General features: G+C 56.3%; 20 protein-coding genes and 2 pseudogenes. 8 read left to right on the top strand and 14 right to left on the bottom strand.

The annotated features are described in order from the left end of the window. The first annotated feature begins 656 nt into the window (after positions 1–656). On the top strand, positions 657–2,294 hold the full coding sequence (locus C8N45_RS09805; protein ID WP_108386051.1) for a substrate-binding domain-containing protein: 1,638 nt from the start codon (positions 657–659) through the stop codon (positions 2,292–2,294). Positions 2,295–2,482: 188 nt separating this feature from the next. After that, a complete protein-coding gene (locus tag C8N45_RS09800; protein WP_108386050.1) occupies positions 2,483–3,088 on the top strand; it encodes a LolA family protein in 606 nt (201 codons plus the stop codon). 336 nt (positions 3,089–3,424) lie between these two features. Here the strand turns inward: C8N45_RS09800 and C8N45_RS09795 are convergent. The 3 genes and pseudogenes from C8N45_RS09795 to C8N45_RS09785 all read right to left on the bottom strand — a co-directional run. Beyond that, a pseudogene (locus C8N45_RS09795) lies at positions 3,425–3,556 on the bottom strand (carboxymuconolactone decarboxylase family protein); the annotation flags it as partial. Positions 3,557–3,634: 78 nt separating this feature from the next. Next, complete coding sequence (locus C8N45_RS09790; protein ID WP_108386049.1) at positions 3,635–4,714, bottom strand: aromatic ring-hydroxylating oxygenase subunit alpha; 1,080 nt, start codon at positions 4,712–4,714, stop codon at positions 3,635–3,637. A gap of 5 nt (positions 4,715–4,719) precedes the next feature. After that, a complete protein-coding gene (locus C8N45_RS09785; protein WP_108386048.1) occupies positions 4,720–5,607 on the bottom strand; it encodes a MurR/RpiR family transcriptional regulator in 888 nt (295 codons plus the stop codon). A gap of 71 nt (positions 5,608–5,678) precedes the next feature. On the opposite strand from C8N45_RS09785, the gene C8N45_RS09780 reads away from it, so the two are divergent. Genes C8N45_RS09780 through C8N45_RS09770 form a run of 3 tightly spaced genes read left to right on the top strand, consistent with a single transcriptional unit; the run spans position 5,679 to position 10,667 of the window. Then, on the top strand, positions 5,679–8,210 hold the full coding sequence (locus C8N45_RS09780; RefSeq protein WP_108386047.1) for an FAD-dependent oxidoreductase: 2,532 nt from the start codon (positions 5,679–5,681) through the stop codon (positions 8,208–8,210). A 23-nt stretch (positions 8,211–8,233) separates the two neighbouring features. Then, positions 8,234–9,355 (top strand): mandelate racemase/muconate lactonizing enzyme family protein, encoded by a 1,122-nt coding sequence (locus C8N45_RS09775; protein ID WP_108386084.1) that lies wholly within the window; start codon positions 8,234–8,236, stop codon positions 9,353–9,355. Positions 9,356–9,359: 4 nt separating this feature from the next. After that, positions 9,360–10,667 carry an aspartate aminotransferase family protein gene (locus tag C8N45_RS09770; protein ID WP_108386046.1) on the top strand — a complete coding sequence of 436 codons (1,308 nt, stop codon included), beginning with the start codon at positions 9,360–9,362 and terminating at the stop codon, positions 10,665–10,667. A 374-nt stretch (positions 10,668–11,041) separates the two neighbouring features. Here the strand turns inward: C8N45_RS09770 and C8N45_RS09765 are convergent, their stop codons facing one another. From C8N45_RS09765 to C8N45_RS09755, 3 genes are read right to left on the bottom strand one after another with little or no spacing between them, the layout of a single operon-like run. Further along, a complete protein-coding gene (locus tag C8N45_RS09765) occupies positions 11,042–11,506 on the bottom strand; it encodes a CoA-binding protein (RefSeq protein WP_108386045.1) in 465 nt (154 codons plus the stop codon). Between the two features lie 3 nt (positions 11,507–11,509). Further along, positions 11,510–11,875 (bottom strand): 2Fe-2S iron-sulfur cluster-binding protein, encoded by a 366-nt coding sequence (locus C8N45_RS09760; RefSeq protein WP_108386044.1) that lies wholly within the window; start codon positions 11,873–11,875, stop codon positions 11,510–11,512. Then, the gene (locus C8N45_RS09755; RefSeq protein WP_108386043.1) at positions 11,872–13,230 is read right to left on the bottom strand and encodes a selenium-binding family protein; all 1,359 of its coding nucleotides are present in this window, start codon (positions 13,228–13,230) and stop codon (positions 11,872–11,874) included. The genes C8N45_RS09760 and C8N45_RS09755 overlap by 4 nt, the downstream gene beginning before the upstream one ends. Between C8N45_RS09755 and C8N45_RS24005 the strand changes: the two are divergent. Next, a pseudogene (locus tag C8N45_RS24005) lies at positions 13,215–13,433 on the top strand (helix-turn-helix domain-containing protein); the annotation flags it as partial. The gene C8N45_RS09755 and the pseudogene C8N45_RS24005 sit on opposite strands and share 16 nt — an antisense overlap. Before the next feature lie 48 nt (positions 13,434–13,481). Beyond that, entirely contained in the window at positions 13,482–14,060 is a 579-nt protein-coding gene (locus C8N45_RS09750) for an IclR family transcriptional regulator domain-containing protein (RefSeq protein WP_245882623.1), read from the top strand. 224 nt (positions 14,061–14,284) lie between these two features. On the opposite strand, the gene C8N45_RS09745 is transcribed toward C8N45_RS09750, so the two are convergent. Further along, the gene (locus tag C8N45_RS09745; RefSeq protein WP_108386041.1) at positions 14,285–15,970 is read right to left on the bottom strand and encodes a hypothetical protein; all 1,686 of its coding nucleotides are present in this window, start codon (positions 15,968–15,970) and stop codon (positions 14,285–14,287) included. A gap of 74 nt (positions 15,971–16,044) precedes the next feature. Between C8N45_RS09745 and C8N45_RS09740 the strand changes: the two genes are divergently transcribed. Continuing rightward, positions 16,045–16,590: a BLUF domain-containing protein gene (locus tag C8N45_RS09740; RefSeq protein WP_133175964.1), complete on the top strand. Its 546-nt coding sequence runs from the start codon at positions 16,045–16,047 to the stop codon at positions 16,588–16,590. A gap of 5 nt (positions 16,591–16,595) precedes the next feature. Here the strand turns inward: C8N45_RS09740 and C8N45_RS09735 are convergent, their stop codons facing one another. Genes C8N45_RS09735 through C8N45_RS09705 form a run of 7 tightly spaced genes read right to left on the bottom strand, consistent with a single transcriptional unit; the run spans position 16,596 to position 24,203 of the window. Beyond that, a complete protein-coding gene (locus C8N45_RS09735) occupies positions 16,596–17,672 on the bottom strand; it encodes a protein-glutamate methylesterase/protein-glutamine glutaminase (RefSeq protein WP_108386039.1) in 1,077 nt (358 codons plus the stop codon). A gap of 2 nt (positions 17,673–17,674) precedes the next feature. Beyond that, positions 17,675–18,529: a CheR family methyltransferase gene (locus C8N45_RS09730; RefSeq protein WP_108386038.1), complete on the bottom strand. Its 855-nt coding sequence runs from the start codon at positions 18,527–18,529 to the stop codon at positions 17,675–17,677. 56 nt (positions 18,530–18,585) lie between these two features. Next, entirely contained in the window at positions 18,586–19,125 is a 540-nt protein-coding gene (locus tag C8N45_RS09725; RefSeq protein WP_108386037.1) for a chemotaxis protein CheW, read from the bottom strand. A gap of 11 nt (positions 19,126–19,136) precedes the next feature. Next, on the bottom strand, positions 19,137–21,302 hold the full coding sequence (locus C8N45_RS09720) for a methyl-accepting chemotaxis protein (RefSeq protein ID WP_108386036.1): 2,166 nt from the start codon (positions 21,300–21,302) through the stop codon (positions 19,137–19,139). An 11-nt stretch (positions 21,303–21,313) separates the two neighbouring features. Continuing rightward, positions 21,314–21,787: a chemotaxis protein CheW gene (locus C8N45_RS09715; protein ID WP_108386035.1), complete on the bottom strand. Its 474-nt coding sequence runs from the start codon at positions 21,785–21,787 to the stop codon at positions 21,314–21,316. Continuing rightward, positions 21,788–23,836, bottom strand: coding sequence for a chemotaxis protein CheA (locus C8N45_RS09710; protein WP_108386034.1), 2,049 nt, complete (start codon positions 23,834–23,836; stop codon positions 21,788–21,790). It lies immediately after the preceding gene. A gap of 4 nt (positions 23,837–23,840) precedes the next feature. After that, positions 23,841–24,203 carry a response regulator gene (locus C8N45_RS09705; RefSeq protein ID WP_108386033.1) on the bottom strand — a complete coding sequence of 121 codons (363 nt, stop codon included), beginning with the start codon at positions 24,201–24,203 and terminating at the stop codon, positions 23,841–23,843. Position 24,204 lies beyond the last annotated feature (1 nt).

Below are 24,204 nucleotides of genomic sequence, written 5' to 3'. Positions count from 1 at the left end.
CCGATGATTACCCACAAACTGACATTGGACGAAATCAACCACGGGTTCGACCTGATGCACGAAGGCAAATCAATCCGCGCCGTGGTGGAGTTTTAGGCGCGGCGCATTTGCAGTGGGGATGGATCAAGATCCATCTTACGGCGGTGGTCGGGTGTGCAACGCGCCGACAACCGCCCTTTTTGTGCTGGCGGGCCGCCGTGACATGGGACCATTTTGTGGCTGCTTTTTTCGCGCCGGCATAAGCGATCACAAAAGCAGTGATGTCTGGAAAGGTCCTGCCGTTCTTTCGGATAGCTGAATCAGAGAATTAATTGAATTCAATTAATGGGTGCTGAGCCTATGTCATTTGACCGTTGTTATGCGTTTCCCGAAAAGCTGTGAGAATGGTTTTTCGCGAAACGCTGCAGGCTGCACCACGTGTAAATGTTGTCAAATGCGTCAAACCCGTCTCAAAGCAAGAGTTGTGTTGTAACCAACACACCTCTTTGCATCGAAAATCAAAGAGGAATTCAATTGTTGCGTGCGCGGTGTCAGTTTGTACTTACCTTGATATACATCCCATTTCTGCCCGTATTAGGTGGTTTGATCTAGCGGAAACATATATGGCCTTTGTCCACCTATGGATCTTAAGCTCATCACTGGAGTTCTGAAAGTTAATGCTGAAGAAAATCGCCACTGCGCTTTTGTGCACTGTTGCTCCCTCGGTTCTGACCGCCCAGAAGGTAGAGTTGAGATCATCTGACGGGCTTATCTCTGTTAAGGGGGAGGTCATCGCGTTTGACGGGGTACTGTTGACGGTCGCTACTTCTGTGGGTGAGGTGAATGTGCCGGCAAGCGATGTTGGTTGCTACGGGTTCGGCTGTTTGACCATTTTGTCTGATGCCGCGCTCAATATTCCACCAAACACATTTGCCGCAGTGGTTATTGATGATGTGCCCGCCGCCTCGTCTGGGGCGCAGCCTACAGCGGCGGCGGCTGATCCTGCGCCCGCTGCTGTGCCTGTGAGCGAAACGCTCTCGATCGGTTTTTCTGACCCGCGCTATGCCGATATGTTTCGCACGTCGACGGGTGCGTTTGTCCTGTCTGGCCAGCGCGATACACGCATCGGCTTGACATTGCCCGGCCAGATTGAACTGACAAACGCCGACCGTCAGGAAGATGTTTCCGTGATCTTTGCTAACACTACAGAAAACGCGGATATTGCCGTTGCCGTCACACCATTGACCGGAGCGGCGGAGTTTGTGCATCAAAGCCCCGCCGACTGGTCCCTGACCGGTCCTTTATCACATCAGCTTTTGGGTCTGGACGCCTTTGAGGTGGTCGTCGCAGAGGGGATTGGGCTGGAGGCCATCACTCTCGCGCAGCTTGCCGGGATTTACGCCGGTGACGTGACAAACTGGTCCGAGCTTGGCGGCGCCGACTTGCGTATCCTGCCTCTGCAATTGCCTGCATCGTCCGGACTGCACAGCGAGTTTTCCGAACTTGTCGTGGCACCTTCGGGCAAGACTGTGGCAAAGAGTGTTCTGACAATACCCGATGAAGTCGGCATTGTGAATTCCGTGACCCGCTTTCCCGGAAGTATCGCGGTTGTCAGCTTTGGTCAGGCCGATGACAGTATGGTTATACCGGTTGCGGGCGGCTGCGACGTTGCCGTGGCTGCGACTCCCTTTTCGATTACATCCGGTGACTATCCGTTGATACGCCCTATCACGGCGACCTATGCAGGCCCGCCGCGCGCAACATTGATGCCTGAGCTTCTGGATCATGCCGCGACCCGTGCAGCACAGGCCGCTGTTGCCGGCCAAGGATTTCTTGACGCATCGCCCATGCTGCAAGAGGCCGCAGCGAACAACAACCGTGTCGTCAGCGTGCTGGATTCCGCACTAAGTGACATCGACAAGCCCGCCGCGGCAAAGATGTTCGAGTTGCTTTTTGATGCAGACCGCCTGAGCCCGACATTGATCGGTGGTGCTGTCAGCGGACCGGAAGGGGCGTGGAACCGCGCTGCCTTTGTCGCGCTTGCAGATGCGCTGGGCGATGCCAGCTATGCAGGTAAAGAGATACTGTTCATCGGCTTCGCAGAGAGTGCCAACGGAGATCAGGCGGCGATTGATGTTTCCGAACGCGTGGCAAACGAAATGCAGGCGGCGTTTGGTTTATTTGCGCCTGATGTGATCGCGGAAAACGTGCTTTCTGTATCAGCCTATGGATTTGGTGGCGTTGCACCGGCTGCCTGTTATCAGGGTCAGGTGGACAGCGAGACAAACAGCCGCGTCGAAATCTGGGTGCGCTAGGGTCGTCGCGCGCCCTTGGCAGGCTGTCGCGCGACTGGTGCAGGGGCTGACAAAGCTCCGCTATACGGACTGGTTCTGCTGCGCTATCTATAATCAAAGGGCATGATATCGCCTAGCGCGGGGTCGCATGCTGTTGTTTGGCGCATCAAACAGGTGCAAACAGGCGCCCGAACATTTAGGTAAAGCACATGACCAAACGTATCGTATCTTTCGCGCTCGCGATCTTTTTCATCCTTCAGTCCGGTGCGGCAACGGCCCAGCAGCTCAGCCTTGGACAAATCTCTGGGTATCTTAACCAGTTGAGAACGGCCGAGGCCGGTTTTACCCAGATCAATAGCGACGGAACCCTGTCAACGGGAACGGTCTATATCAAACGGCCCGGCCGGATCAGGTTTGAATATAACCCGCCAGACAAATCTCTCGTGATCGGGCAGGGCGGGGTGCTGGCCATCTTTGATCCGCGCTCAAACACTGGCCCTGAAAAGATGCAGCTGAACCTGACGCCACTGGGGTTGATCCTGCGCGAGAATGTCGATCTGACCCGCGAACGCATGGTCACGAACCAGACCTCGGACGGGACAACGACGACGATCACGGCACAAGACCCGGACCATCCCGAATACGGGAATATTCAGCTTGTATTTACAGCCAACCCGGTCGAGTTGCGCCAGTGGATTGTCACCGACGATCTGGGTCAGCAGACGACAGTTATCATGAATGACCTGCGGGCAGGGGGCAGCATCAGCGACCTGCTCTTCAACCTGACCCGTGCAGAGCGGGAGTGGAATCCCTAGTCACATATCTGGAACAGGAAAGGTGGCCTTCCAGCGCCGCCTTTTGCCGTTCATGATCCGCGCGCTGTGGTAAACGCGCGGACGTCAAAGTCAGATCTGCCCCCGTACGGCAATGGGTGAAAAGGTTGTCGCCAAAGCGGGAAGGGGCGGATGTTCCCCGGGTGTCAAGGACTGGCGTGGGGCGGTCATGCAGAATCAGGCACCCAAGAGAAATGCCTTGCTATGCAGGAGCCATCCACGCAACCCATTCGGTCATTTTTCCCAGAGAGTAGCTGAAGAGATTATTCTTATCTGATCGCGCGCGCTCTCTTGGGTTTGCTCAGATGATCTCAGACGTCAGGCCTCTTCCAGGACGCGTCGCGCCACGCGGAAACATTCCAGCGCTTGCGGCACGCCGCAATAGATGCCGAGCACGTGGATGACGGCTCGGATTTCATCCTGAGTAACGCCGTTGCTAAGCGCCTCGCGGCGATAGCCGCCGAACGGGGTTCCACGCCGCCTGTACCCAAGGCACCATCAACGTAGTCTTGCCAGTACGGTGCCATCTCAACCATCAATCGCCTCCCGCATCCAGCTTTGCAGATGCATGACGGAATGTTCCGAATTGACCCCGCACCCCGGATCGACCACCAGCGGCCCCGGCACGTAGCCACGAGACTTGAGCCCGCGCTGGACCGACTCTACCAGATGTATATCCTCTTCGACCGTGGTGGCGCGGTCCTGCTGCGCCATTCGGCGCACCGTTTCGTCGTCAAAGCCGCCAACGGAATACCAGCCGCGCCAGACCACAACGTGATTGGCATCGATCGCGCGCCAGTGATACGTGTTCAATAAATTGCCCGGATAGACCTGAAACGAGAACATCGGCCACAGGAACCACGATGAATATTTGTCATGGTTGTCGAACCCGCTTTCGATGTCATAGGCCATCTGGCTGAGATCATTGCATTCGGTCGTATGACGCAGGCAATAGCCCTGCGGTTGGATATCATAGGTTTCGGACCGGATCACGCCGGTGGCAAAGGTAGGGTGGTTCAGGGTGCAGTGGTAGCATTCGGAATAGTTCTCGACCGAGACCTTCCAATTGCAATTCTCGGTGATTTCCACCCATTCAAGCGGCTTTAGCTCGGCCCAGTTCGGCACGAAGGCTTCCAATTCGGTGTGGGCATTTGGGAACCAGTCTTCCATCGGTTTTGCGTCGTCGTCCAGATTCACGAACACAAAGCCGAGGAAGACATCTGTGCGCACTTCTGTCAGACAGATTTTGGATTTGTCAAAGCCCGGGACGGATTTTGCATTTGGCGCTGCACGCAACGCGCCGGTCAATTCATAGGTCCAGGCGTGATAGGGGCAGACCACAACACGGGTGGACCCTTCGCCCGATACAAGCTGATGCGCCCGGTGCTGGCAGACGTTGTAGAACGTGCGGATTTCACCATCCCGCCCTTTGATCGAGAACAGGCTTTCGTCGCCCATCGCGAACGCGACGTAATCGCCGGGGTTTTCCAACTGGCTGGTGTGGCAGGCAAATTGCCATGTCCGCGCAAGCAAACCTGCCTGTTCCGCCTTGAATATCTGTGGGTCGGTATAGTAGCGCGCGGCGAGCGACCGCACTGGCTGAGGCATCTCGTTCAATCTGAATCCTCCGCATAGATGCCCAGTTGACGGCGACGGTGGTGGAATTTCTTGACACGTTCGACGATTTCGTCGCTGGCCGCAGCGATCACGAAGCTAAGCAAAGTTTCCAGCAGGGCGATGGTCGAGACCGATGACGGGAAGAACTGTGGCGTATCGACCGCGGCGACGAACCCGTAGTCGGCGGCACGAATAATCGGGCTGGCGGGGCTGTCGCTCAGGCTGATGATCGTCAGCCCTTGTTCCCGGGCAATGCGCACCGCCTCGATCACCTCTGACCGATAGGGGCGGTAGGTCATCGCGATCAGCACGTCACGCTCATCCGCCCAGGCCAGATCGTCAACCGGGGTGGAGCCCGGGCGGGGAATGGCATGGAACTGCGTCATGCCGGTGGACGCCAGATAGGTGAAGTTGCGGGCGTTTGCATTGTTCACGCCCACGCCCAAGGTGAAAACCTGACGCGACGCCCAAATGGCCTCTGCCGCGGCATTCAGCGCCTGCGAGTCGATGCCTGCAAAGGTGTCCTCGACGTTGCGTATCGCACCTTCGACCATTTCTGCATAGAGACCGCCGAGATCACCGGATTTGCGGATGTCCTGAAGCCAGCGCGCGCGGTCAGGGAAGCTTGCCGCACCACTTCGGATCGCCTCGCGGAACGGCGCGCGGAAATCCTCGTAGCCTTCGAACCCCACCTGCCGCGCCATCCGCACGAAAGTGTTGGGTTTGACATTCGCTGCCTCGGCAATCTCGCGCACGGTCGAAACCCCCACGTCATTGGGGTTTTCGAGCACATAGCGCGCAGCTTTCTGTGCTTCGGGGGTCAGTGCGTCCCACTCTTCGGTGAGGCGTTCGAGAACACTGATTGATACATTTGTGTCATTCATAATTGACATTGGTACATACGTCCCCATAGCTTGTCCACATATTTTGCGACTCCCGGACAAAGGAAGCGACCATGTCGGAGAAGAGTTTTCCCAGCCACGCCCGCGTGGTCATAGTCGGCGGAGGCGTGATGGGGGTTGGGCTTGCCTACCACCTCGCGCATGAGGGATGGGGACCAGACGTTGTTCTGCTTGAAAAGGCCGAACTGACCAGCGGTAGCACTTGGCATGCGGCGGGGCAGATCACGCATTCCACCTCGAGCTTCAGCCTTGGCAAATGTGTGGATTACAATATCGGGCTCTATTCCGGCGGGTTGGAGGCCGAAACAGGACAGGCGGTCACTTGGCACGGTTGTGGGTCTTTCAGGCTGGCCTATACGACGGATGAAATGGACTGGCTGCGCCATACCCTCTCGGTTGGGCGCGCGCTGGGATTCAACATCGAGTTGGTTGGGCCGGAACAGGTGGCCAAATTGCACCCGTTCTACAATCTCAACGGCGTTCTTGGTGCGCTGCACACGCCCGATGACGGGCATGTTGACCCTACCAACGTGACTATGGCTATGGCGGCGGGCGCACGGGCCAAGGGCGCGCGGATCATCCGCCGTTGCCGCGCGACCAACATCACGCAAGCACAAAGCGGCGAGTGGGTGGTCGAGACCGAGCAGGGCACAATCACCTGCGAACATGTGGTCAACGCGGGCGGCACCTATGCCCGCCAGATGGGCGAATGGTCCGGTCTGCAACTGCCAATGACCTCGATGACGCACCATTATTTCGTCACCGACGAGGTGCCGGAATTCCAGGATCTGGAGCGCGAATTGCCGGTGATCCGCGATGACCGCAAGGTATCCGGCTATATCCGCATGGAGCAGAAAAAGGGCCTGATCGGCATCTACGAAAAGGCCAATCCCAATACCGTCTGGGAGGACCATTGTCCATGGGAGGCCGAGAACGAGTTGTTCGAGGCAGATTTTGATCGCGTCATGCCGTGGCTCGAAGAGTCCCTGAACCGCATGCCGATTTTCGCAGAGCTTGGCATCACGCGCGTCGTGCATGGCGCGATCAGTCATCCGCCGGACGGAAACCCGCTGATTGGACCTGCGCCGGGCGTGCGCAACTACTGGTGCTGCTGCGGCACGCAGATCGGCATTGGCTGGGGGCCTGGGCTGACCCGTGAACTTGCCCGCTGGATGGCGCATGGGGCCGCCGATATCTCTATGCGGGACTATGATCCGCGCCGGTTCGGCGGCTATGCGAACAAGCAGTGGCAGGTGGTGAAAGCCAAGGAAGACTACTGCCTGCGCCACGAAATCCCCTTCCCGCATTTCAACCGTCTGGCGGGACGTCCGATCAAGCCTTCTCCCCTGTATGAAATGCTAAAATCCAAGGGTGCCGTGTTCGAAGAGGTCTATGGCTTCGAGCGACCACGCTGGTTCGCCAAAGATGGCGTGGCGCAGCAAGATCACTATTCCTTCCGCCGCACAATCGTCGACGACATGGTCAGGGCCGAGGTCAAGGCCGTGCGCGAACGTGTCGGGATCATGGATGTCACTGCCTTCACCAAAGTGCTTGTCGAGGGGCCGGATGCCTATGCGCTGCTGGATCGGTTGACCGCTAACCGGATGCCGCAGAAATTCCCCTCAAGCAGCGCAGCAGTAGAGATCAAAGACAACTCGGGGTCCATTACACTGACCCACATGTTGAACCGTCGTGGGCGGATCGAGTTGGAAACGACGATCGTGCGCATGGCCGAGGACAAATTCTACCTTGTCTGCGCCGCCTTCTTCGAACAGCGCTTGCTGGATCATCTGAAGCACCAACGCGACAAAGAGGACGTTACCGTTACCGCCCTGTCAGACAGTTGGGGCGCTCTGTCGCTCAACGGGCCACATGCGCGAGACGTCTTGGGAACCTGCACCGATGCCCGGCTCGACAATGGTTCATTTCGCTGGCTCTCGGCGCAACTGATCGACGTTGCAGGGCACGGGGTCTGGGCGTTGCGGATGTCCTATGCTGGAGAATTGGGCTGGGAACTGCACATGCCCTTCGCGGCCATGGCGGATGTCTATGACGCCCTGCGCACGGCCGGAGAGCCATATGGCATCGCCGATTATGGCAGCTTTGCGATGAATGTGTTGCGCATGGAAAAAGGCTTCAAAGGCGCGGGCGAGTTGACAAACGAGGTCACTCTGGCCGAAGCCGATGTGCTGCGCTTTGCCCGGGCGGACAAAGAATATCTTGGCAAGGACAAGACGTTGAACACCAATCGGCCTTGGGTTTGCGCCTATCTGGAGATCGGGCCGGATGTCGTGGCCTCAAAAAGCGAAGCGGTAGGTCAAACCAGTGCGATCGACGGGCATGGCGGGGAGGCGGTGACGCTGGATGGCGCGGTCGTCGGGTCCATTGCCTCCGTGGTATATGGCCATACAGTCGGCAAAATCCTTGCCTTCGCCTATATCAAACCGCATGCCGCGGACCCCGGAACCGCGCTGGAGGTGATCATCCACGGCAAACCCCGTGCGGCCCGCGTGCTTGGTGAACCAGGCTACGACCCGCAAAGTCTGGCTCCGCGTGCGGATGTTGTTCAGGAGCCTGCGGAGTGAGCCGGATCATCGCCCCTGCCCTGATGACCGTCGGTGTCGGGCAGCACATTACGCGGCTGCGCCTCTGGCACCTGCCGCTTACCAGCCACACGGCCTATCATATGGCCGATGGCAAGACGTGCGACACGGTGGAAACGGTCGTTATCGCAATCGACACCGATGCTGGGCTGACGGGGTGGGGCGAGGTCTGTCCGATCCCGCATTACCTTCCCGCCTATGCCCGTGGCGTGGCGCCGGCCCTGCAGGAACTGGCGCCGGTGATCCTTGGGGGCGATCCTGTCGGCGTCGGGGCACTGATGGCCAAGGCCGATGCCTTTCTGCACGGACATGTCTACGCGAAATCCGCGTTGGACATCGCGCTTTGGGATATCACCGGACAGGCTGCGGGGCTGCCGATCCATGCCCTGATGGGGGGACGTCGCCAGGACACGCTGCCGCTGTACCATTCCATTACCTGTGTTGAACCGGATGAAATGGCCCGCATCGCAGGCGAGGCGAAGGCGACGGGGATTACCCAATTCCAGGCCAAGCTCGGCGCATCCGGTGATTGGCAAACGGACGTCGAACGGTTGGCCAAGGTACGCGAGGCGGTAGGCCGCGGCCCGCTGGTTTACGGTGATGGGAACTGTGGTGCGACCACTCTTGACGCGATCCGCGTCGGCCGCGGCGCGGCGCAACTGGACGTGATGCTGGAACAGCCCTGCGCCACGCTGGAGGATTGCGCGCGGGTGCAATCGGCCACGGGTTTGCCGATGAAGCTGGATGAATTGGCACATGATACGGCCACGCTTCTTGAGGGGCACCGGCTTGGAATCATGGACGCGGTCGCGCTGAAACTGTCAAAGTTCGGCGGGCTTTCGGCCACGCGCCGCGCGCGTGACCTGTGCCTGCATCTTGGGGCGAAGATGTGCATCGAATGCACCTGGGGCGGCGATATCGTCACTGCAGCAGCACTGCACCTCGGGGCCGCAACTCCGCCGAACCGTGTTCTGAACGTTTGCGATCTGTCGGGCTATGTCAGCCCGCGCCTCGCACCTGACGCGCCAACGCGCGCCGATGGCCGCATCACCCCGCCCGATGGCCCCGGTCTGGGCATTGCCATCGACCAGGACTGCCTCGGCACACCCGACCTGATATTGGATTAATCACATGCATCGCATTCACTCCCAAGCCGATTGGATCACCCGCGCTCGCGCGGTTCTTCCCGCCGCCGGTTTCGGCAATTTCGACGCCTCTATCGTGATTGCGCGGGGCGAGGGGAGCCGCGTCTGGGACGAGGACGGCAACGAATTCGTGGACTACCTGATCGGTTCTGGCCCGATGCTTTTGGGGCATGGCCACCCCGAAGTGATGGAGGCGGTGCTGGAACAACTGCCCAAAGGCATGACCTTTTTCGCCAATAATGTGAAGGGCATCGGACTGGCCGAGGCCATCGTCGATGCCGTGCCCTGCTGTGAACAGGTGCGTTTTGTTACTTCGGGCGGCGAGGCGGATATGTATGCCATCCGACTTGCACGCGCCTATACCGGCAAGCCGAAGATTCTGAAATTCGAGGGCGGCTATCACGGTATGTCCGCCGAGGCGCAGATGAGCCTCGCGCCTTCGAAACACGTCAATTTCCCCACTGCCGTGCCCGACAGTGCAGGCATCCCCGAGTGTGTGGCAGACGAGATGCTGATCGCGCCGTTCAACGATCTAGAGGCGGTCGCCTCCCTTCTGGCTGAACACAGCGACATTGCTGCAATCATCGCAGAGCCGTTGCAACGCATCATCCCCGCACAACCCGGTTTCCTGCAAGGCTTGCGTGATTTATGCGATAAACACGGCGTTTTGCTGATCTTCGACGAGATCGTCACCGGCTTTCGCCTTGCCTATGGCGGTGCACAAGAACGTTATGGCGTGACGCCGGATATCTGCACGCTGGGCAAGATTATCGGAGGCGGCTTTCCTTTGGCGGCGCTTGGTGCGTGCACCGAAATCATGTCGCATTTCGACAAGGCCGCCGTGGGGGTGGAAAAATGGCTTATGCAGCTTGGCACGCTGTCGGGCAACCCGGTGGCCTCGGCTGCGGGCCTCAAAACGATGGAAATCCTCCGGCGTCCGGGACAGTATGAACGGCTGCGCGAACTGGGCCAGACTCTGATGGATATGCAATCCGCCGCGCTCTCCAAGCAGGGTATCGCCCATCGGATCTGTGGCGACCCGACAGTGTTTGACGTCTACTTCACCGAAACCGACCCGATCGATTATCGCAGTGCAAAACACAGCGACCCCAAGCTGAACGAGATCTGGAACAGCACCCTGCGCGCCAATGGTGTCTTCAAGTCGCCCGGGAAACTATATTCGTCTCTGGTCCTCAGGACCGACGACCTGGAATTGACGCGTTCGGCTTTCCAGCATGCGGCAAACGCTGTGTCGGAATATAGGATCAGGGCGATGTCGTCTTTCCACGCATGATCGTCTTGCGCGGATAAATGGTCAGGTCAGTCCGGCATCTCTTCCAATGCGTGTCGCAAGGCGGATGTCTTTGACGACCTTCTCACCTTGGCTCTGACGTGTTCCGGATTTCTGTCTCATCCCCACTCCTTGGTGGTTACGATGTGCCGGAAACTCTCTCTTGTGAAATAACCCTCAACTGTGAGGTGCCCCTAGTTTCCTGGATGCCTGGCCCGTTCACTTTTTTCATGCGATACACCCTGACAATTGGTCCGAATTTCCGCGACGACCTCTTAGCTAACGAGCGAAATTACTTGTCAGCTCTTTCGGATGACGATTGTCTTACCTCGCGTCCTGCTCGGATACTGAAAAGGCCATTTTCCACCGCTTTGCAGTCATATCTTTAGATCAAGACGCGGCTTCCAGAACGGGCGGAAGAGTTCAATCTTCGGACACCTATTCATGACAACCTTGAGACCAGCATCTTCGGCGAGTTTTGCTGCCTCGTCATCGTATACGCCGATCTGTCCCCAAAGAACCTTGGCCCCGATCGCGATGGCCTTCTCGGCAAGACTATAGAATTCCTCCTTGGGACGGAAGATATCCACCATATCAACGGGTTTGTTGATCTCCTCCAGCGTGCGGTAGACCTTGAGGCCCCTGATCTCTGTGACATTTGGGTTGGGATTTACCGGCAGTATATCATAGCCGATTTCGCTGAGTTGTCGCAGCACGCCGTAGCTGAATTTCGTCTTGTCGGCACTCGCCCCAACCATAGCAATGGTGTTCACCGATTTCAGGATGTCAGCGATGTATGTTGGGTCGTAATCGTAGATGTGGTCGATATCTGCTTCGGGCATCGGTTAACCTTCCTTCGGCGTCGCAATGTCCGCCTTGAGTTCGTGGGGTTCAAGCGGGTCGAGAAACGGATTGCGATAAAGCTTGTCATGGCTCTCGACCCCGATCTGCAAGGTGATGTCGGATGTCGCGCGCGCCACGCAAAGGAGCACATATCCGTTGCTGATTTGCCGATTGTTGAGCGCGACCTGTCGGCGCTGGTCCACTGTACCTGCCTTCAATTTCGCCGCGCAGGTGATGCAGCCGCCATATTTGCAGCCATAGGGCAGATCGACACCCTGTTCGCGCAGCGTGTCCAAAAGAGGCCGCCGCGCGTCCACATCATATCTCGCGCTGTCCATATTGGCGATTGTCACGGTATGCGTCGTCATAGCCAGATGTCGCTTGTACAATCGCCGCCGGGATATCGGCTTTCATGGCATCGCGAGGGGCCATTTGGCTCTTTGCCGAAGTCCACGACAAAATCCTCGTTGATCTTCATGCCGCCGTTTTCGGGATCGCAGTCTATCATCACCATCACTCCGCCTTTTTCGCGGATCTCGGGATAGAACTGGTTGTCCCATGTCGAGAAGAGCGACGTCGTGACATAGAGCCTGCGTCCGTCAAGAGAGAGTTGGAACATCTGAGGCCCGCCTGCCATCTCGACCCCATTCACGACCGGCGCCTTGCCCAATAGCCCCCCCATGAAAACCTGGCCGGTCAACTTGGGGTTATGTGGATCGGTAATGTCGTACTGGCGCATATCGCCATGCAGCCAGTTGTTCAGATAAAGATATTTGTCATCCATCGATATCAGGATCGCTGACATCACCCCCGGCAAAGGGATCGGCCATTCGGGGTGCATCTCATTTTCGACGTCGATGATCTTTTCCCACTTCCAGGCGCCGTCATTGTCCTTCCACCAGTGGATGACGTTGGTCGACAACGCCGCCCCGCAGAAACCGTGCGTGCTGTCGGGGTCGTGGTGGAACTTGACCTCCAGCGGCAACAGCCCGTCCTCGCCCAGATAAAAGCTTTCGACCGGCTCGCGCTTTTCGAAATCCCAGAAGTGCAGTTCACGTCCGTATTTCAGATGTCCCACTTCTTCCAGATCGAAGCCCGGCATGAAGGTATTGGGCGCAGCCCATTCCGAACTCACCATCACGTTGTGGCGGGGTTGGTACCAGAAATCATAGCCGAACTTGATGTCGCCCATGGAGTTTTCCCACCGACCAACGATGTTGAACTCCTTGTCGAGATGCAAATAGCCCCCCGGAGCCTCTCCCTTGGCGTTTCCGAGAAAGGAAATGATGATCTCCGAACCCAGACAATGCACCGTATGCGGGCCGGAAAGATCGGCCTTGGCCTTGATCTCGGCCCCATCGATCACCTTGTGCAACCGCGGCGCGCGCGGGTCCGTGGCGGTATCGACGATGTGGAGCTTGTTGGAACGCACGCCGGGAAGTATCAGATATTTGCGTGACATCGAATTGTCGTCGTGACAGGACGAACAGGCATTCCAGCCCATGTGATGAAGCTCATCCCCTATCCCCGGCATCTCCAGCCGGTGGATCACTTGCGAATATGTCGGGCTTTCGGGGTCTACATCCACAGTCGCAAGGTAATCGGGCTTCTGGATGCCGGTCCCGGTGTAGATGGCAATTGAGTAAAGCAGTTTTTCCCGGGGGGCTTTGATAGCTTCTTGCGGGCTCCCATAGCCCGGTCCGCAGCATGCTCCATCCATCATATTCTCCCTCCCTTGATTCTGTTTGGTGTATCGTATATCGAAAAAGCAGTTATCGTATAGTGAGAATAATGCACCTCGAACGTTTAGTTTTTATTTTGGAAGTGGTCGGTCAAAAAGGGCGCGCGACCGTGGCGGATATCTGCGCGCAGTCTGATCTCCCCAAACCCACCGCTTATAGGCTGGTGCAGGATCTTGTTTCCTCCGGTCTGCTCGAGTCTCCTGCGCGAGGCTCGTTTGCGATCGGGAAAAGATTGAGACGCATCACGCTGAGCGATTATTCGGACCCTGCATTGCTGGAAGTGATTGCCCCTGTACTCGCCAATGCCGCAAGCGCCTATGGTGCCGCGTTTTTCTTGTCCCGACTGCGGGGGCATTGGGTCGAGATCCTTCACGTAGCCACACCGGAAACGGGCGTGTCTTACCTTCACCCCGGCATTGGGAAGCGGCCATTGCACGCATGCTCTTGCGCAAAGGCAATTGCCGCCGTGTCGCCAGAGCTTTTGTCTCGTGACGAACTGAAGGGGCAACTCAGGCAATACACTGAGCATACGATCACCAACCGGGAGGATTTGGCCGCAGAACTGGAAGCCATTCGCGCCAAAGGGTACGCCGAATGTGTTGAGGAGCTGGAACGTGGTATAAGTTCGGTTGCGACGACACTGACAAAAACAGGTGCCGGATCGACGGTATCCATTGGCGCGACCGCGTCCGTGCGGGTGTTTACGCCCGCTACCCGAAATAAGATCGGCAAAGCACTGTCGGAAATGTCGCAAGAGCTTTCATGTGCGCTGGGGTGGAACGATGCGGACGCAGAGCGGATCTGTGCATAGGGTCATGGCCACAGCAGCGCTGAACGTCACGGCCCCGACAGGCTCCGATTCCAACGACCGCGACCGCCAACCGGGAGGACCTTCATGCAGTCTCCATGTAGAAAATTCTTTCCAGCGATCATCATGATCCAATGACCCCATCAGAATGACAGATGGAAGGTGGGGGCGGAAAACACTTGCCAATTTTTGTGGATATCCCCTGGCCTACGCTTAGGGTCCTGATCCTAGAACAAGAGCCCCTCCAAGGGGTCGTCGCTTTCCTGATTCCCGTTGTATTCTTGAGATTTGGTTTCGTTTTCCGCTTTCGGAGGTAGAACCCGGTAATGAACTTTCCGTTCGGTTTCGATACTATAAGTGTCAAATACGCGGGACATTACCCCGCCATCAACTTTTTCAGGGTCTAGGGTCAGGTGCTCAACCGCGCTCCCAAGATCATTGGCGATTTGCAGTAGCTGCTTTGCTGCCATGACGTTTGAAGCGATCCGCGCATGCGCGGAGTTGCCAAGGTCAACGAGTTCCGTGAGCGCTTTGGAGCAATCTGCAGTAGCGCTGTGTATCGTCTCCAATTGGCCCGAGAGCGCATCGAGTGATGCGTGCGATGCAGCCAGTACATTTTCGACAACATCAATTGCTGCATCAATTGCGGTTTCGTCGATTTGTTCAAACACGTGATGGATTTCTTTGTAGAGATCGCCAAGATGTCTGATTGCGGTGCCGCAGGCCGTGGCACAGTCGCCCACGGCTTCTGTGACGGACCTCAATTCTGGCATGTTGATCTCTGCTCGCCTTTCTGAAAGATCGGCATTGAGGGCGGATATTCTAACGCCTTCCCGCATTGCATCAAGCTCATTGAATATGCTCTCTACGCCATAAAACCGTTTCACACATTCAGAGAGATCAGCAAGTGCGGCTTGAGAGCGATTCTTGATTTGGGTGAGTCTCCCACTTGTATCCGTAAGCTTTTGTTTCTCGGCGTCGATCTCGTTCAGCCGGGTGTCATTCTTCAAATGATGGTGGAAGAGTTCGAGTGTGCCAGTGCCCTTTTCTGCGATGTCACGGAGGGTGCGAAGCGCATCAGCCTGGATGAGGTCCAGTTCCTCGCAAATATCATCAAGCTGCGCGATGACCAGTGTTCGCAAGGCAAGATCGGTGTCTTCGTTTAAGTCCTCGTCCAGCAGACGAATGGCTTCGGCGATATGGGCACAACGCTGTGCAAAAGCATCAGGATGCTGCATGCAGGCCACAAGGCCCGGTAGCAGACGCCCGAGATCGGCCGAAAGCCGCTCTGCCATGTGCTCAGGTGTTTCGCCCTTTACGCGCTCAACCCTTTGCGAAGGACCTGTGGCAGCAGGCGCATCAAGATCTTCAAGTGTAACGTCTATGACTTTATAGGTGTCAAAGAGCACTTTAGCCGTATCTTGCCGGACAGCGTCGACAACAGACAGCGTGCTACTGATGTCCGATGAGGTGGTATTCAATTGTTTTGCCATCTCGCGCAAATCAGTAACGAGGTGCTCTATGGTGAACCCGGACTCTGCGGCGCTGGCGGTTGTGACCAGCATAAGAAATGAGAGCGAGTTGAGTTCTTTGCTGCATCGTAACAGGTGGTCGCAGTGAGATTGCATAAGGTTGAAAATGTTCTGTAGACGGGGATCGGAGACAGTATCCCGCGCCTTGCCTATAACGTCGCGGAGACAGGTGGCCGCATGCAATATTGTACTTGCGTCCTGCACATCACGTGGCAGTCCTGACGACAGCGATGCCACCTTCAGGCTCTCGGTCAGCTTCTCAAAGTGGCGCGCCTGCATGCGGACCTGGTGCATATCGGCGACAACCGGTTCGTAGAATGTGGCGACGTTGCGCCCGATCGTATCAATTTGATCGGCCATCTGCATGAATCTGAGTTCCATAAACTTTCCACTTCGACCCTTTTCCCCAGGGGCATTCTAGTCGTGAAGAGTGGGCAAAGACTTAAGCATTAGAATTGCAACTAATTAATCTTTGGTATCGCAATTGTCCTATTTGCAAGAACACCGTGCATGTTCGAGGTATCGACGAACAAAAATCGCCAGTCATCTTGCATGGTCGTTTACAAACAACCCCTCGTTGGTATGATTTCACGATGAGATGCTTTTGGAAGTATGCGTATTTCTCGGATGTCGCTGATCATTCCGACGATGTCTTCCGGGAAATTTTGCGTTCAAGCCGGAAAAATAATCAGCGAAGCGGTGTCTCCGGGATTCTGGTTCGGGATAAAAATACCTACTTTCAGTACCTTGAGGGTGATAAAGAAGCGTTGGCTGATTGCGTGTTGCGGATATCCGGTGACAGCCGCCATAATAACATGACAGTAATATTCTCTGCACAAACGGCCGCTTTGTTTTTCGATGGGTGGTCTCTGGCAGAAGCGAAACTTCCGCAACGGAAGCAAAATCTTTCTGCCTTCAAAAGGCTTCTTTTGGGCTTACCAATGGAAGATCGTATTGCGATGGTGGATGAGGTCTGCCTGGAGGCAAAACTCCTCCTCTGAAGACTTTATTTTCCACCCAGTCGCAAGATCATTCCAGAGATCCGATCCAACGGTACTTCCTCGTCAACACCGCCGCTTTTCATTGCTTCTTTGGGCATGCCATACACAACGCAGGTTTCTTCATTCTGGCCAACAGTATCTGCGCCGGCGTCGCGCATTTCTTTCAGGCCTCTGGCGCCATCATCGCCCATGCCCGTCATGATGACGCCGACAGCGTTTTTGCCTGCGTTTCTTGCGACTGATCGAAACAGCACATCGACGGATGGCCTATGGCGTGCCACAAGTGGTCCATCTTTCACCTCGACAGAATAGGTCGCGCCGCTTCGCTGCAAGAGCGTGTGTTTGTTCCCTGGTGCAATCAGGGCTTGGCCGCGCAACAGGCGGTCCCCGTTATTGGCTTGTTTGACATCTATAGCGCAAATGCCGTTGAGTCTTTTGGCAAAGGCTTCCGTGAACGTCTCTGGCATGTGCTGAACGATCACGATAGGCGGGCAATCGTGCGGCATTGCCTCCAAAACGACCTTTAGCGCTTCCGTGCCACCGGTTGAGGCCCCAATCGCGATGATCTTTTCAGTGGTACGTGCCATCGCGCGTGAAGGCGGGGGCAAAACGGCATCAGCGCTTAGCTTCTTTTCGATCTTCACCGCGCGCTTGGGCTGGATGCGCGCCTGTGCTGCAGCCTTTACCGTATCGCGCAAGGTCAGACAGGCGTCTTCAAAAAACTCTTTCACACCAAGTTCAGGTTTCAGAACGATATCAACGGCACCCGCCTCGAGCGCCTGAGATAATGTCTCGGAATTGTCCGAGACAAGGGTCGAACACATTACGACGGGGATCGGTTTTTGCGCCATCAATCGCCGCAAAAACGTAATGCCGTCCATCCGTGGCATTTCCACATCCAGCGTGATGACATCAGGAACTTGTTTCTTGATGCGTTCAGCGGCCACAAAAGGATCGGACGCAACGGCAACGACTTGGAGTTCCGGATCGCCGTCAAGGATCGCTTGGATCGACTGGCGCACAACAGCGCTGTCATCAACGACGAGTACTTTGTAGGGAGGGCCAGAGCGATTAAGAGGCATGGTCAAACCTTTTCATAGATTGAGGGGCCAAGAGTATCGAGGTCATCGCGCTTGGGGACGGCCTCCGAATGACCGGTAAAGAGGATACCGCCGGGACGCAGACGCGAGATTACGCCATCAAGGACCTGTTTTTGCATTTCTTCTCCGAAATAGATCAAGACGTTCCGCAGGAAGGCCACGTCCACTGTGAACGGCCGCGCGCTGCCAAGTGCACTGAGGTTGATCTGTTCAAAACGGGCTTTCTGGCGCAGTTCGGGGATCACGCGATGGTAGTGCTGATCAGACGCGCCAAAGGTACGCTTGGATTGCATGAGATAGCGTTGCTTGCGCAGTGGCGAGACACCGGTGATTTCATTGGTACTGTAAGTGGCAGAATGCGCCGTCTTTAGGATTTTTTGCGAGATATCCGTTCCAATCAACGCGAAGTCACGCAAATCAAAGGCCTGACGCTGACGATCCATCAACACCATGCCAGCAGACCAAAGCTCGACGCCCGTTGAACAGGCGGCACTCCAGACGGTGAGCTTGCCCGCACTTTCGGGTTGGCTGGTCAGAAGGCGCTTGATACCCTCCTGTTCAAACCATTCGTACTGATGGCCCTCACGAAAAAAACTGGTCGTGTGCGTGGTGAGCGCCTCGACCAAGTGACGGGTTTCAGGTCCTCCCGGCTCCCGTTTCAGGATTCCGATGTAATCATCAAAACTGTCGAGGCCAAGCGCCTTCAGCCGACGTGAAATCCGCAGATGCAGAAAGTCTCTTTTGTCTGGGTCGACATTCACGCCTGACGCCTTCAAGGCGGTGTCGGTCAGAAATTGACACTGTGCAGCATTCAGGTCAGCAACCTGGTAAAAACCCATATTTCAGTCCCACTTTTTCACCAAATGCCCCCGGCATTCCTCGTATCTTGGCCTGTTCAGCCGTCTCCGAAATCAAACTCTCCCGGCAAGTCAGGGGCATTGAGATAATGTTCAATTCTTAGGACCAGCGATTGCATGTCGCCAGATCGTATAACACCCACTACGCCATCGCCTTGCCATCCTGAGATTGCATGGGTCAGAGTTTCGATATTGCCGGTCGCTATCTCGGAAACACTGATGACCCGGTCAGCAATGATGCCGAGGCATCTCAACGTATCTGGCGTGCCAAACTCAAACACGATGATGCGTGCGTCTGTCTCTGGCGTGGCCTCAACCTGCATCCGCGCTGCGAGATCAATGACCGGGATCGACTGGCTGCGAAGATCGATCATACCAAAAACATCATGCGGTGCGTTTGGAATCGGACGGATCTCGGCAAGATCGACAATCTCTCTGACATTTGAGACATCCGTCGCATAGTTGCGGGTGCCCATGCCGAACAACAAGTAGGTCGCGAGGCCATCGGTATTGGTTTCCTCGCCGGCGTCGGATTGCGTGCCAGCCAGAACCTCAGACCGCAAGAGTGCACTCTGCATGATCTGGTCCCTTATGCGGATTGCGCGCGGTTGAACTCGTCATCACTGAGTTCTTCCGGCCCCATGTCCAGCGCGAAACCTTCAGAGTCGGCTTCTGGCGTTGGTGGGGCTTTCTTCTGCGGTGCTGGCTTTCCCCTCGGTTTGGCTATGGCTTTAGGCGTGGAGGCAACTGCTTTCGAAACCTGAGGGCTGCCGGATCCAAGATCAAAATAAGCGATGAGGCCGCGCAGCTGGTCGGATTGGGCTGCCAGTGCCTGCGAGACCGAGGCGGCTTCGGTCGAAGACGCCGCATTCTGTTGAATAACGCTGTCGAGTTCCCGGATTGCCTGATTGATTTGCTCTGCGCCGACGTTTTGCTCACGGGTGGCAGCCGAAATCTCCTGAACGAGATCCGAGGTGCGTTGAATGCTGGGAAGCAGAGAGTTGAGTTTTTCTCCTGCGCGCTCGCTGACATCTACTGTGCTCGAGGAGAGGGCACCGATTTCAGCTGCTGCCTGCTGGCTACGCTCCGCCAGTTTCCGTACCTCAGAGGCGACAACCGCAAACCCTTTGCCATGTGCCCCTGCGCGCGCCGCTTCCACGGCGGCATTGAGCGCAAGTAGGTCGGTTTGGCGGGCGATTTCCTGAATGATGTTGATTTTTTCCGCGATGGTCTTCATCGCACCAACGGCTTCCGTGACTGCCTCACCAGACTCAGCGGCCTCTTTGGACGCCTGTACCGCGATCTTTTCTGTTTGCGCTGCGTTATCCGCTGACTGTCGGATATTTGCAGACATCTCTTCCATTGCTGCGCTGGCTTCCTCGGCCGCTGCGGCTTGTTCTGTGGAGCCCTGGCTCAACTGTTCGGCCGTCGCGCTCATCGCCTGGCTGCCGTCTGCCACGCCCGACGCACTGATAGAGGCGCCGGTCATTACCTCACGGAGTTTTTCGACCATTTTTTCAAGGGCAAGACCCAGCTCATCGCTCTCCGAGCGGCGCTGTGCATTTGTGGTCAGATCGCCATCGGCAATACTGTCGGCGACTTTCGCCATTTTGCCAAGCTCCGCGTTCATCTCACCAAGAGCCGTCATCAGATCACCGATCTCGTCGCGGGATTTGACGGATATATCCACACTGCTATCGCCGACGGCGACTTTGCGCGCCACTTCAACAGCGCGAGAAAGACCGCGACTGATGGAAACAGAGAGGAATATTGCCGCACCGAGGCCGACAACTATGGCTATGACAGACATCCCGAAGACTTTCATTTGGGCGGCTTCGAACATGGCCGCGCCAGCAACCTTCTCTTCGACCATTATATCTTGGTTGTGCTTAAGGATTTTGTGCAAATGATCCTTTGCGACGTTGATGATTGCCGCACCTTCCCCGATGAACAAGGCTTTCGCTTTGGCATTGGTGTGCTCGAGGGCCAGCTCCATTGAGGCGGCCGCAGTCGATTGCAGCTGCCCGACCGTGTCGATGAAGACGGCGAGATCCTGCGCTGAAACCTCTCCGTAACGTTCAAAACCCTGAACCGCTGCGACCGCGGCGGCAAAGCCTGCTTCGGCAGATTTCAAGCTTTCTTCTCGCGCTGCATCGTCAGAGGCCAGCAAGCCTGACTGCTGAGCCAGAAAGGCTGAGTTTACGCGCCCATGTATATCGGAGAGGGCGTTTGCTGACGCGCTTGTCTGGACGCCTGTTAACGCCTTGTTAGTTTTTTCGAACTGAGTATTGAACGCGGCAAGGGCCGTTGATCCCTCCGTAAGGAAGACTTCAACAGAGCGTACATCTGTGTTTTCTTCGATATAGTGCGCGATACGCTCTCCGATCTCTGGATAGCCCGCAAAAGTGGCGTCAAAGGCTGCCAGTTCGTTTTGGGCATACTCATCGGCTGTCTCACCAATTCTTGCGCGATACGTGGCGAGTGTTTCAAGGTGCTTTTTGATCGAGTCGTGCAGCTCGGCAACCCGCTCGGGTTCGGTTGCGAGAAGCATTTCGGCCTGGGCTGCTTCCATGGCCAGAAACTCAATCTCCATGTCAGCGGCCAGTTGCACATTGTTTGCCGAGACAGTTACGACCCGTTCAAGCCCAGCGTTAATATTGGACAAACGAGTCACGGAGATATACGCGAGCCCCGATATCAAGAGCAGTACAACCGCGAACGCGCCTATCAGTTTCATTTTGATCGTGAGTTGCATCGACTTTCTCCTTAAGAAACAGCTGGCTCAGCGAGATCATGCGAAGGCTCGAAGAGCTCCTGCGCGTCCAGCAATACTATCAGTTCATCTTCATGCCGCAGCGACCCTTTCACGAAGCGTCGCGGCCAAACTGCGCCCAATTCAGGGAGTGGTATGATTTCACGTGGAGAGCTTTCCAAAACCTGCTCCACGCTGTCCGCCCGGAAGGCGAGCTTTTGTGGCCCGCCCGACAAATCCGCTTCAAAGACGATGATGCGGCTGGCTTCAGCGGGCTTCATCAGTAGTCGGTGGCGAATGTCGAGCAACGGCACCACGACACCCCGCACGTTGATCACCTCGGGCGCAAACGCACCGGCGTTTGGCACGGGTGTGACCGGGATGGGGTCAAGAATCTCGTGAACCCGTGTGACCGGAAAGGCAAAGGCCTCGCCATCCAACCGGAAGGTCAAGAGCATGGCGCCAGTGTCTGCTATAGCGTCGGTCATCTAAGCCACCATCAGCTTGCTTCGGGCGCCGTCACTTTCGGCCCAGCGGACCAAAGTGCTGACGTCGAGAATGAGAGCGACGCTGCCGTCACCGAGGATGGTGGCCCCCCCCAGCCCGGGAATATCGCGGTGATAAGCGCTCAGCGATTTGATGACGGTTTGGCTTTGTCCCAAGATGTCATCGACCACCAAGCCTATGCGCGCGCCGTCCACCCGAACAATGACGACACGCTGGCGTTCTTCCTTCGCGTGCATCATGCCAAAAAGCGTATCAAGGTTCAGGAATGGAACCGTCTCGCTGCGGATCTGGATGAAACGCCGACCGCTATCTTGCGCGGCCATGTCGCTTGTCATCTCGACGCATTCTTCCACGGCAGCGAGCGGGATCACAAATGTGCTTTGTCCCAAGCGCACGCGCAGACCATCAATGATGGCCATAGTGACAGGAAGCCTAAGCGTTATGCGGGAGCCAAGACCTGCTTTCGACAGAACCGTCACCTGACCGCCCAATTCATCGATTGTCGTTTTGACGGCATCCATGCCCACACCCCGACCCGAGACCGAGGAGACCACCTGCGCTGTCGAGAAACCGGGCTCAAAGATCAATTGATGCAAGGCGGCTTCGGAATACTCTTCTTCTTCGGAGATCAACCCTCGCTCAAGAGCCCGATAGCGTATGGCTTCGGCATCAAGTCCTTTGCCATCGTCCTCGATCGAGATTAGAATCTCACCGCCTTCCTGGCTCGCAGAAAGCCACACAGTGCCTTGTTCGGGCTTTCCGTTGCCACTGCGCACCTCGGGCGTCTCAATACCATGGTCGATCGAGTTGCGGATCATGTGAACCAACGGCTCGCCAATACGGTCGATGATGTTTTTGTCCACCTCGGTTTCTCCGCCTTCCAGTTCCAGGTGGATGTTCTTGCCAAGCTCGGCCGAGAGATCCCGGACAACGCGTTTGAATTTGCCAAAGACTGTATCAACGGGGACCATCCGGATCGATAAAGTCGCGTCCCGCAGTGAGGTTACAAGGCGCTGTACCTCTTCGACGACCGTGTCCAAAGTCTGGTTTTCAATTTCTGCGGCCACTGAATCAAGACGCGCTTGGGCAATCACCAATTCGCCCAGAGCATCCATCATTTCATCAAGCCGCGAAGACGTGACGCGAATGCTTTCCGATTTTTGTTCAGCTTTTTTAGACTGTGAGACGGTCGCATTTTTGGCGGATGTTGATGATTTGTTTGCTGTGGGTTTGCTTTGTTCTGATTTTGAGCCTTTCAGGCCGCTTTCGTCGGAGGTCACCGTTGAGGTGCAGCAGGCGGCGGTCCCGCCGTGCTGAGCGCGACGCGTGATCTTCAGGTCCGCATCGTCAGCAAAGATGAAAACGTCCTCTACCGCAGACAATCCCGCAGAAGTCGTCAATCGCAAACGCCATTCGACAAAACTCAAATCTGGCGCAAGATCAGAGAGTTTCGGGACATGCGATTGATAGGCTATTTCCAGCATGCCCAGCTCAGAAAGTTCCTTGATCAGCAGATCCGGGCGCATGCCGTTTTTTAGCGCGTTTGTGTCCGGGATAAACGTAATGTCAAAGCACTCTTCGACCTTACCTTCCTCTTCTTCAGCTTTCGTGGTTGTCGAGGTGGTAGAGCCACCAGCGGCCTCAACCCCGGTGAGGTTCGATAAAGCACAGATCAGCGCTTCTGCCCGGTCGCTCTTCAGAAGAGCCTCAGCCTCTGGACCATCCCCGCCCAGTTTGAGGAATTGCACCATGATGTCGCGGGACTTTAGTGACAGGTCAATCAATTCCTGGGAAACGGTCAGGTCCCCAGACCGAATGAGCTCAAAAGCGTTTTCAAAGTGATGCGTAAAGCGTGACAGGGCCGTATGCGCGAACATCGACCCCGAACCCTTGATGGTGTGCAGGGCGCGGAAAATCTCATCGACATTGGCTTTGGAAGCATCTTCTTCCAATCGAAGGACCATGTCCTCAAGGTCATTGAGGAGTTCTTCCGCTTCAAGAACGAAGGCCTGGATTGCCTGTTCAATCATCGCCTTACCCCAAAAGCTTTTTTGTCACAGCAACGAGCTTGTCGCTGTCGAAGGGCTTGTTGATCCAGCCGGTGGCGCCCGCAGACTTGCCCTTTTCCTTCATCTCCGGAGAGGATTCCGTCGTTAGCATGACAATTGGAATTCCGCTTCCAGCCGCGTCGGCGCGCGCATTTGAGATAAAGTCGATCCCGTCCATCACCGGCATGTTGAGATCGGTAATCACCATGTCCGGCTTTTCCGCGCGTAGTGTCTCAAGGCCCTCAGCGCCATTCTCTGCTGCAACGATGCGGTACCCTTCGGGCTCCAATGTGAACATGACCATGTCGCGGACGGATTTGCTGTCATCGATTGTAAGAACTGTTTTCATC

It is taken from the genome of Yoonia sediminilitoris (genome assembly GCF_003058085.1).
GTDB lineage: Bacteria > Pseudomonadota > Alphaproteobacteria > Rhodobacterales > Rhodobacteraceae > Yoonia > Yoonia sediminilitoris.
This window is presented reverse-complemented; position numbering and strand designations above follow the sequence as displayed.

Coding starts and splice junctions, on each gene's coding strand:
- C8N45_RS09725 (WP_108386037.1), bottom strand. CDS start 19,125: ATGCAGAGTGCACTCTTGCGGTCTGAGGTTCTGGCTGGCACGCAATCC.
- C8N45_RS09710 (WP_108386034.1), bottom strand. CDS start 23,836: ATGATTGAACAGGCAATCCAGGCCTTCGTTCTTGAAGCGGAAGAACTC.
- C8N45_RS09760 (WP_108386044.1), bottom strand. CDS start 11,875: ATGACGACGCATACCGTGACAATCGCCAATATGGACAGCGCGAGATAT.
- C8N45_RS09780 (WP_108386047.1), top strand. CDS start 5,679: ATGTCGGAGAAGAGTTTTCCCAGCCACGCCCGCGTGGTCATAGTCGGC.
- C8N45_RS09790 (WP_108386049.1), bottom strand. CDS start 4,714: ATGCCTCAGCCAGTGCGGTCGCTCGCCGCGCGCTACTATACCGACCCA.
- C8N45_RS09730 (WP_108386038.1), bottom strand. CDS start 18,529: ATGGGTTTTTACCAGGTTGCTGACCTGAATGCTGCACAGTGTCAATTT.
- C8N45_RS09745 (WP_108386041.1), bottom strand. CDS start 15,970: ATGGAACTCAGATTCATGCAGATGGCCGATCAAATTGATACGATCGGG.
- C8N45_RS09765 (WP_108386045.1), bottom strand. CDS start 11,506: ATGCCCGAAGCAGATATCGACCACATCTACGATTACGACCCAACATAC.
- C8N45_RS09720 (WP_108386036.1), bottom strand. CDS start 21,302: ATGCAACTCACGATCAAAATGAAACTGATAGGCGCGTTCGCGGTTGTA.
- C8N45_RS09800 (WP_108386050.1), top strand. CDS start 2,483: ATGACCAAACGTATCGTATCTTTCGCGCTCGCGATCTTTTTCATCCTT.
- C8N45_RS09715 (WP_108386035.1), bottom strand. CDS start 21,787: ATGACCGACGCTATAGCAGACACTGGCGCCATGCTCTTGACCTTCCGG.
- C8N45_RS09775 (WP_108386084.1), top strand. CDS start 8,234: ATGACCGTCGGTGTCGGGCAGCACATTACGCGGCTGCGCCTCTGGCAC.
- C8N45_RS09755 (WP_108386043.1), bottom strand. CDS start 13,230: ATGATGGATGGAGCATGCTGCGGACCGGGCTATGGGAGCCCGCAAGAA.
- C8N45_RS09735 (WP_108386039.1), bottom strand. CDS start 17,672: ATGCCTCTTAATCGCTCTGGCCCTCCCTACAAAGTACTCGTCGTTGAT.
- C8N45_RS09785 (WP_108386048.1), bottom strand. CDS start 5,607: ATGAATGACACAAATGTATCAATCAGTGTTCTCGAACGCCTCACCGAA.
- C8N45_RS09805 (WP_108386051.1), top strand. CDS start 657: ATGCTGAAGAAAATCGCCACTGCGCTTTTGTGCACTGTTGCTCCCTCG.
- C8N45_RS09770 (WP_108386046.1), top strand. CDS start 9,360: ATGCATCGCATTCACTCCCAAGCCGATTGGATCACCCGCGCTCGCGCG.
- C8N45_RS09705 (WP_108386033.1), bottom strand. CDS start 24,203: ATGAAAACAGTTCTTACAATCGATGACAGCAAATCCGTCCGCGACATG.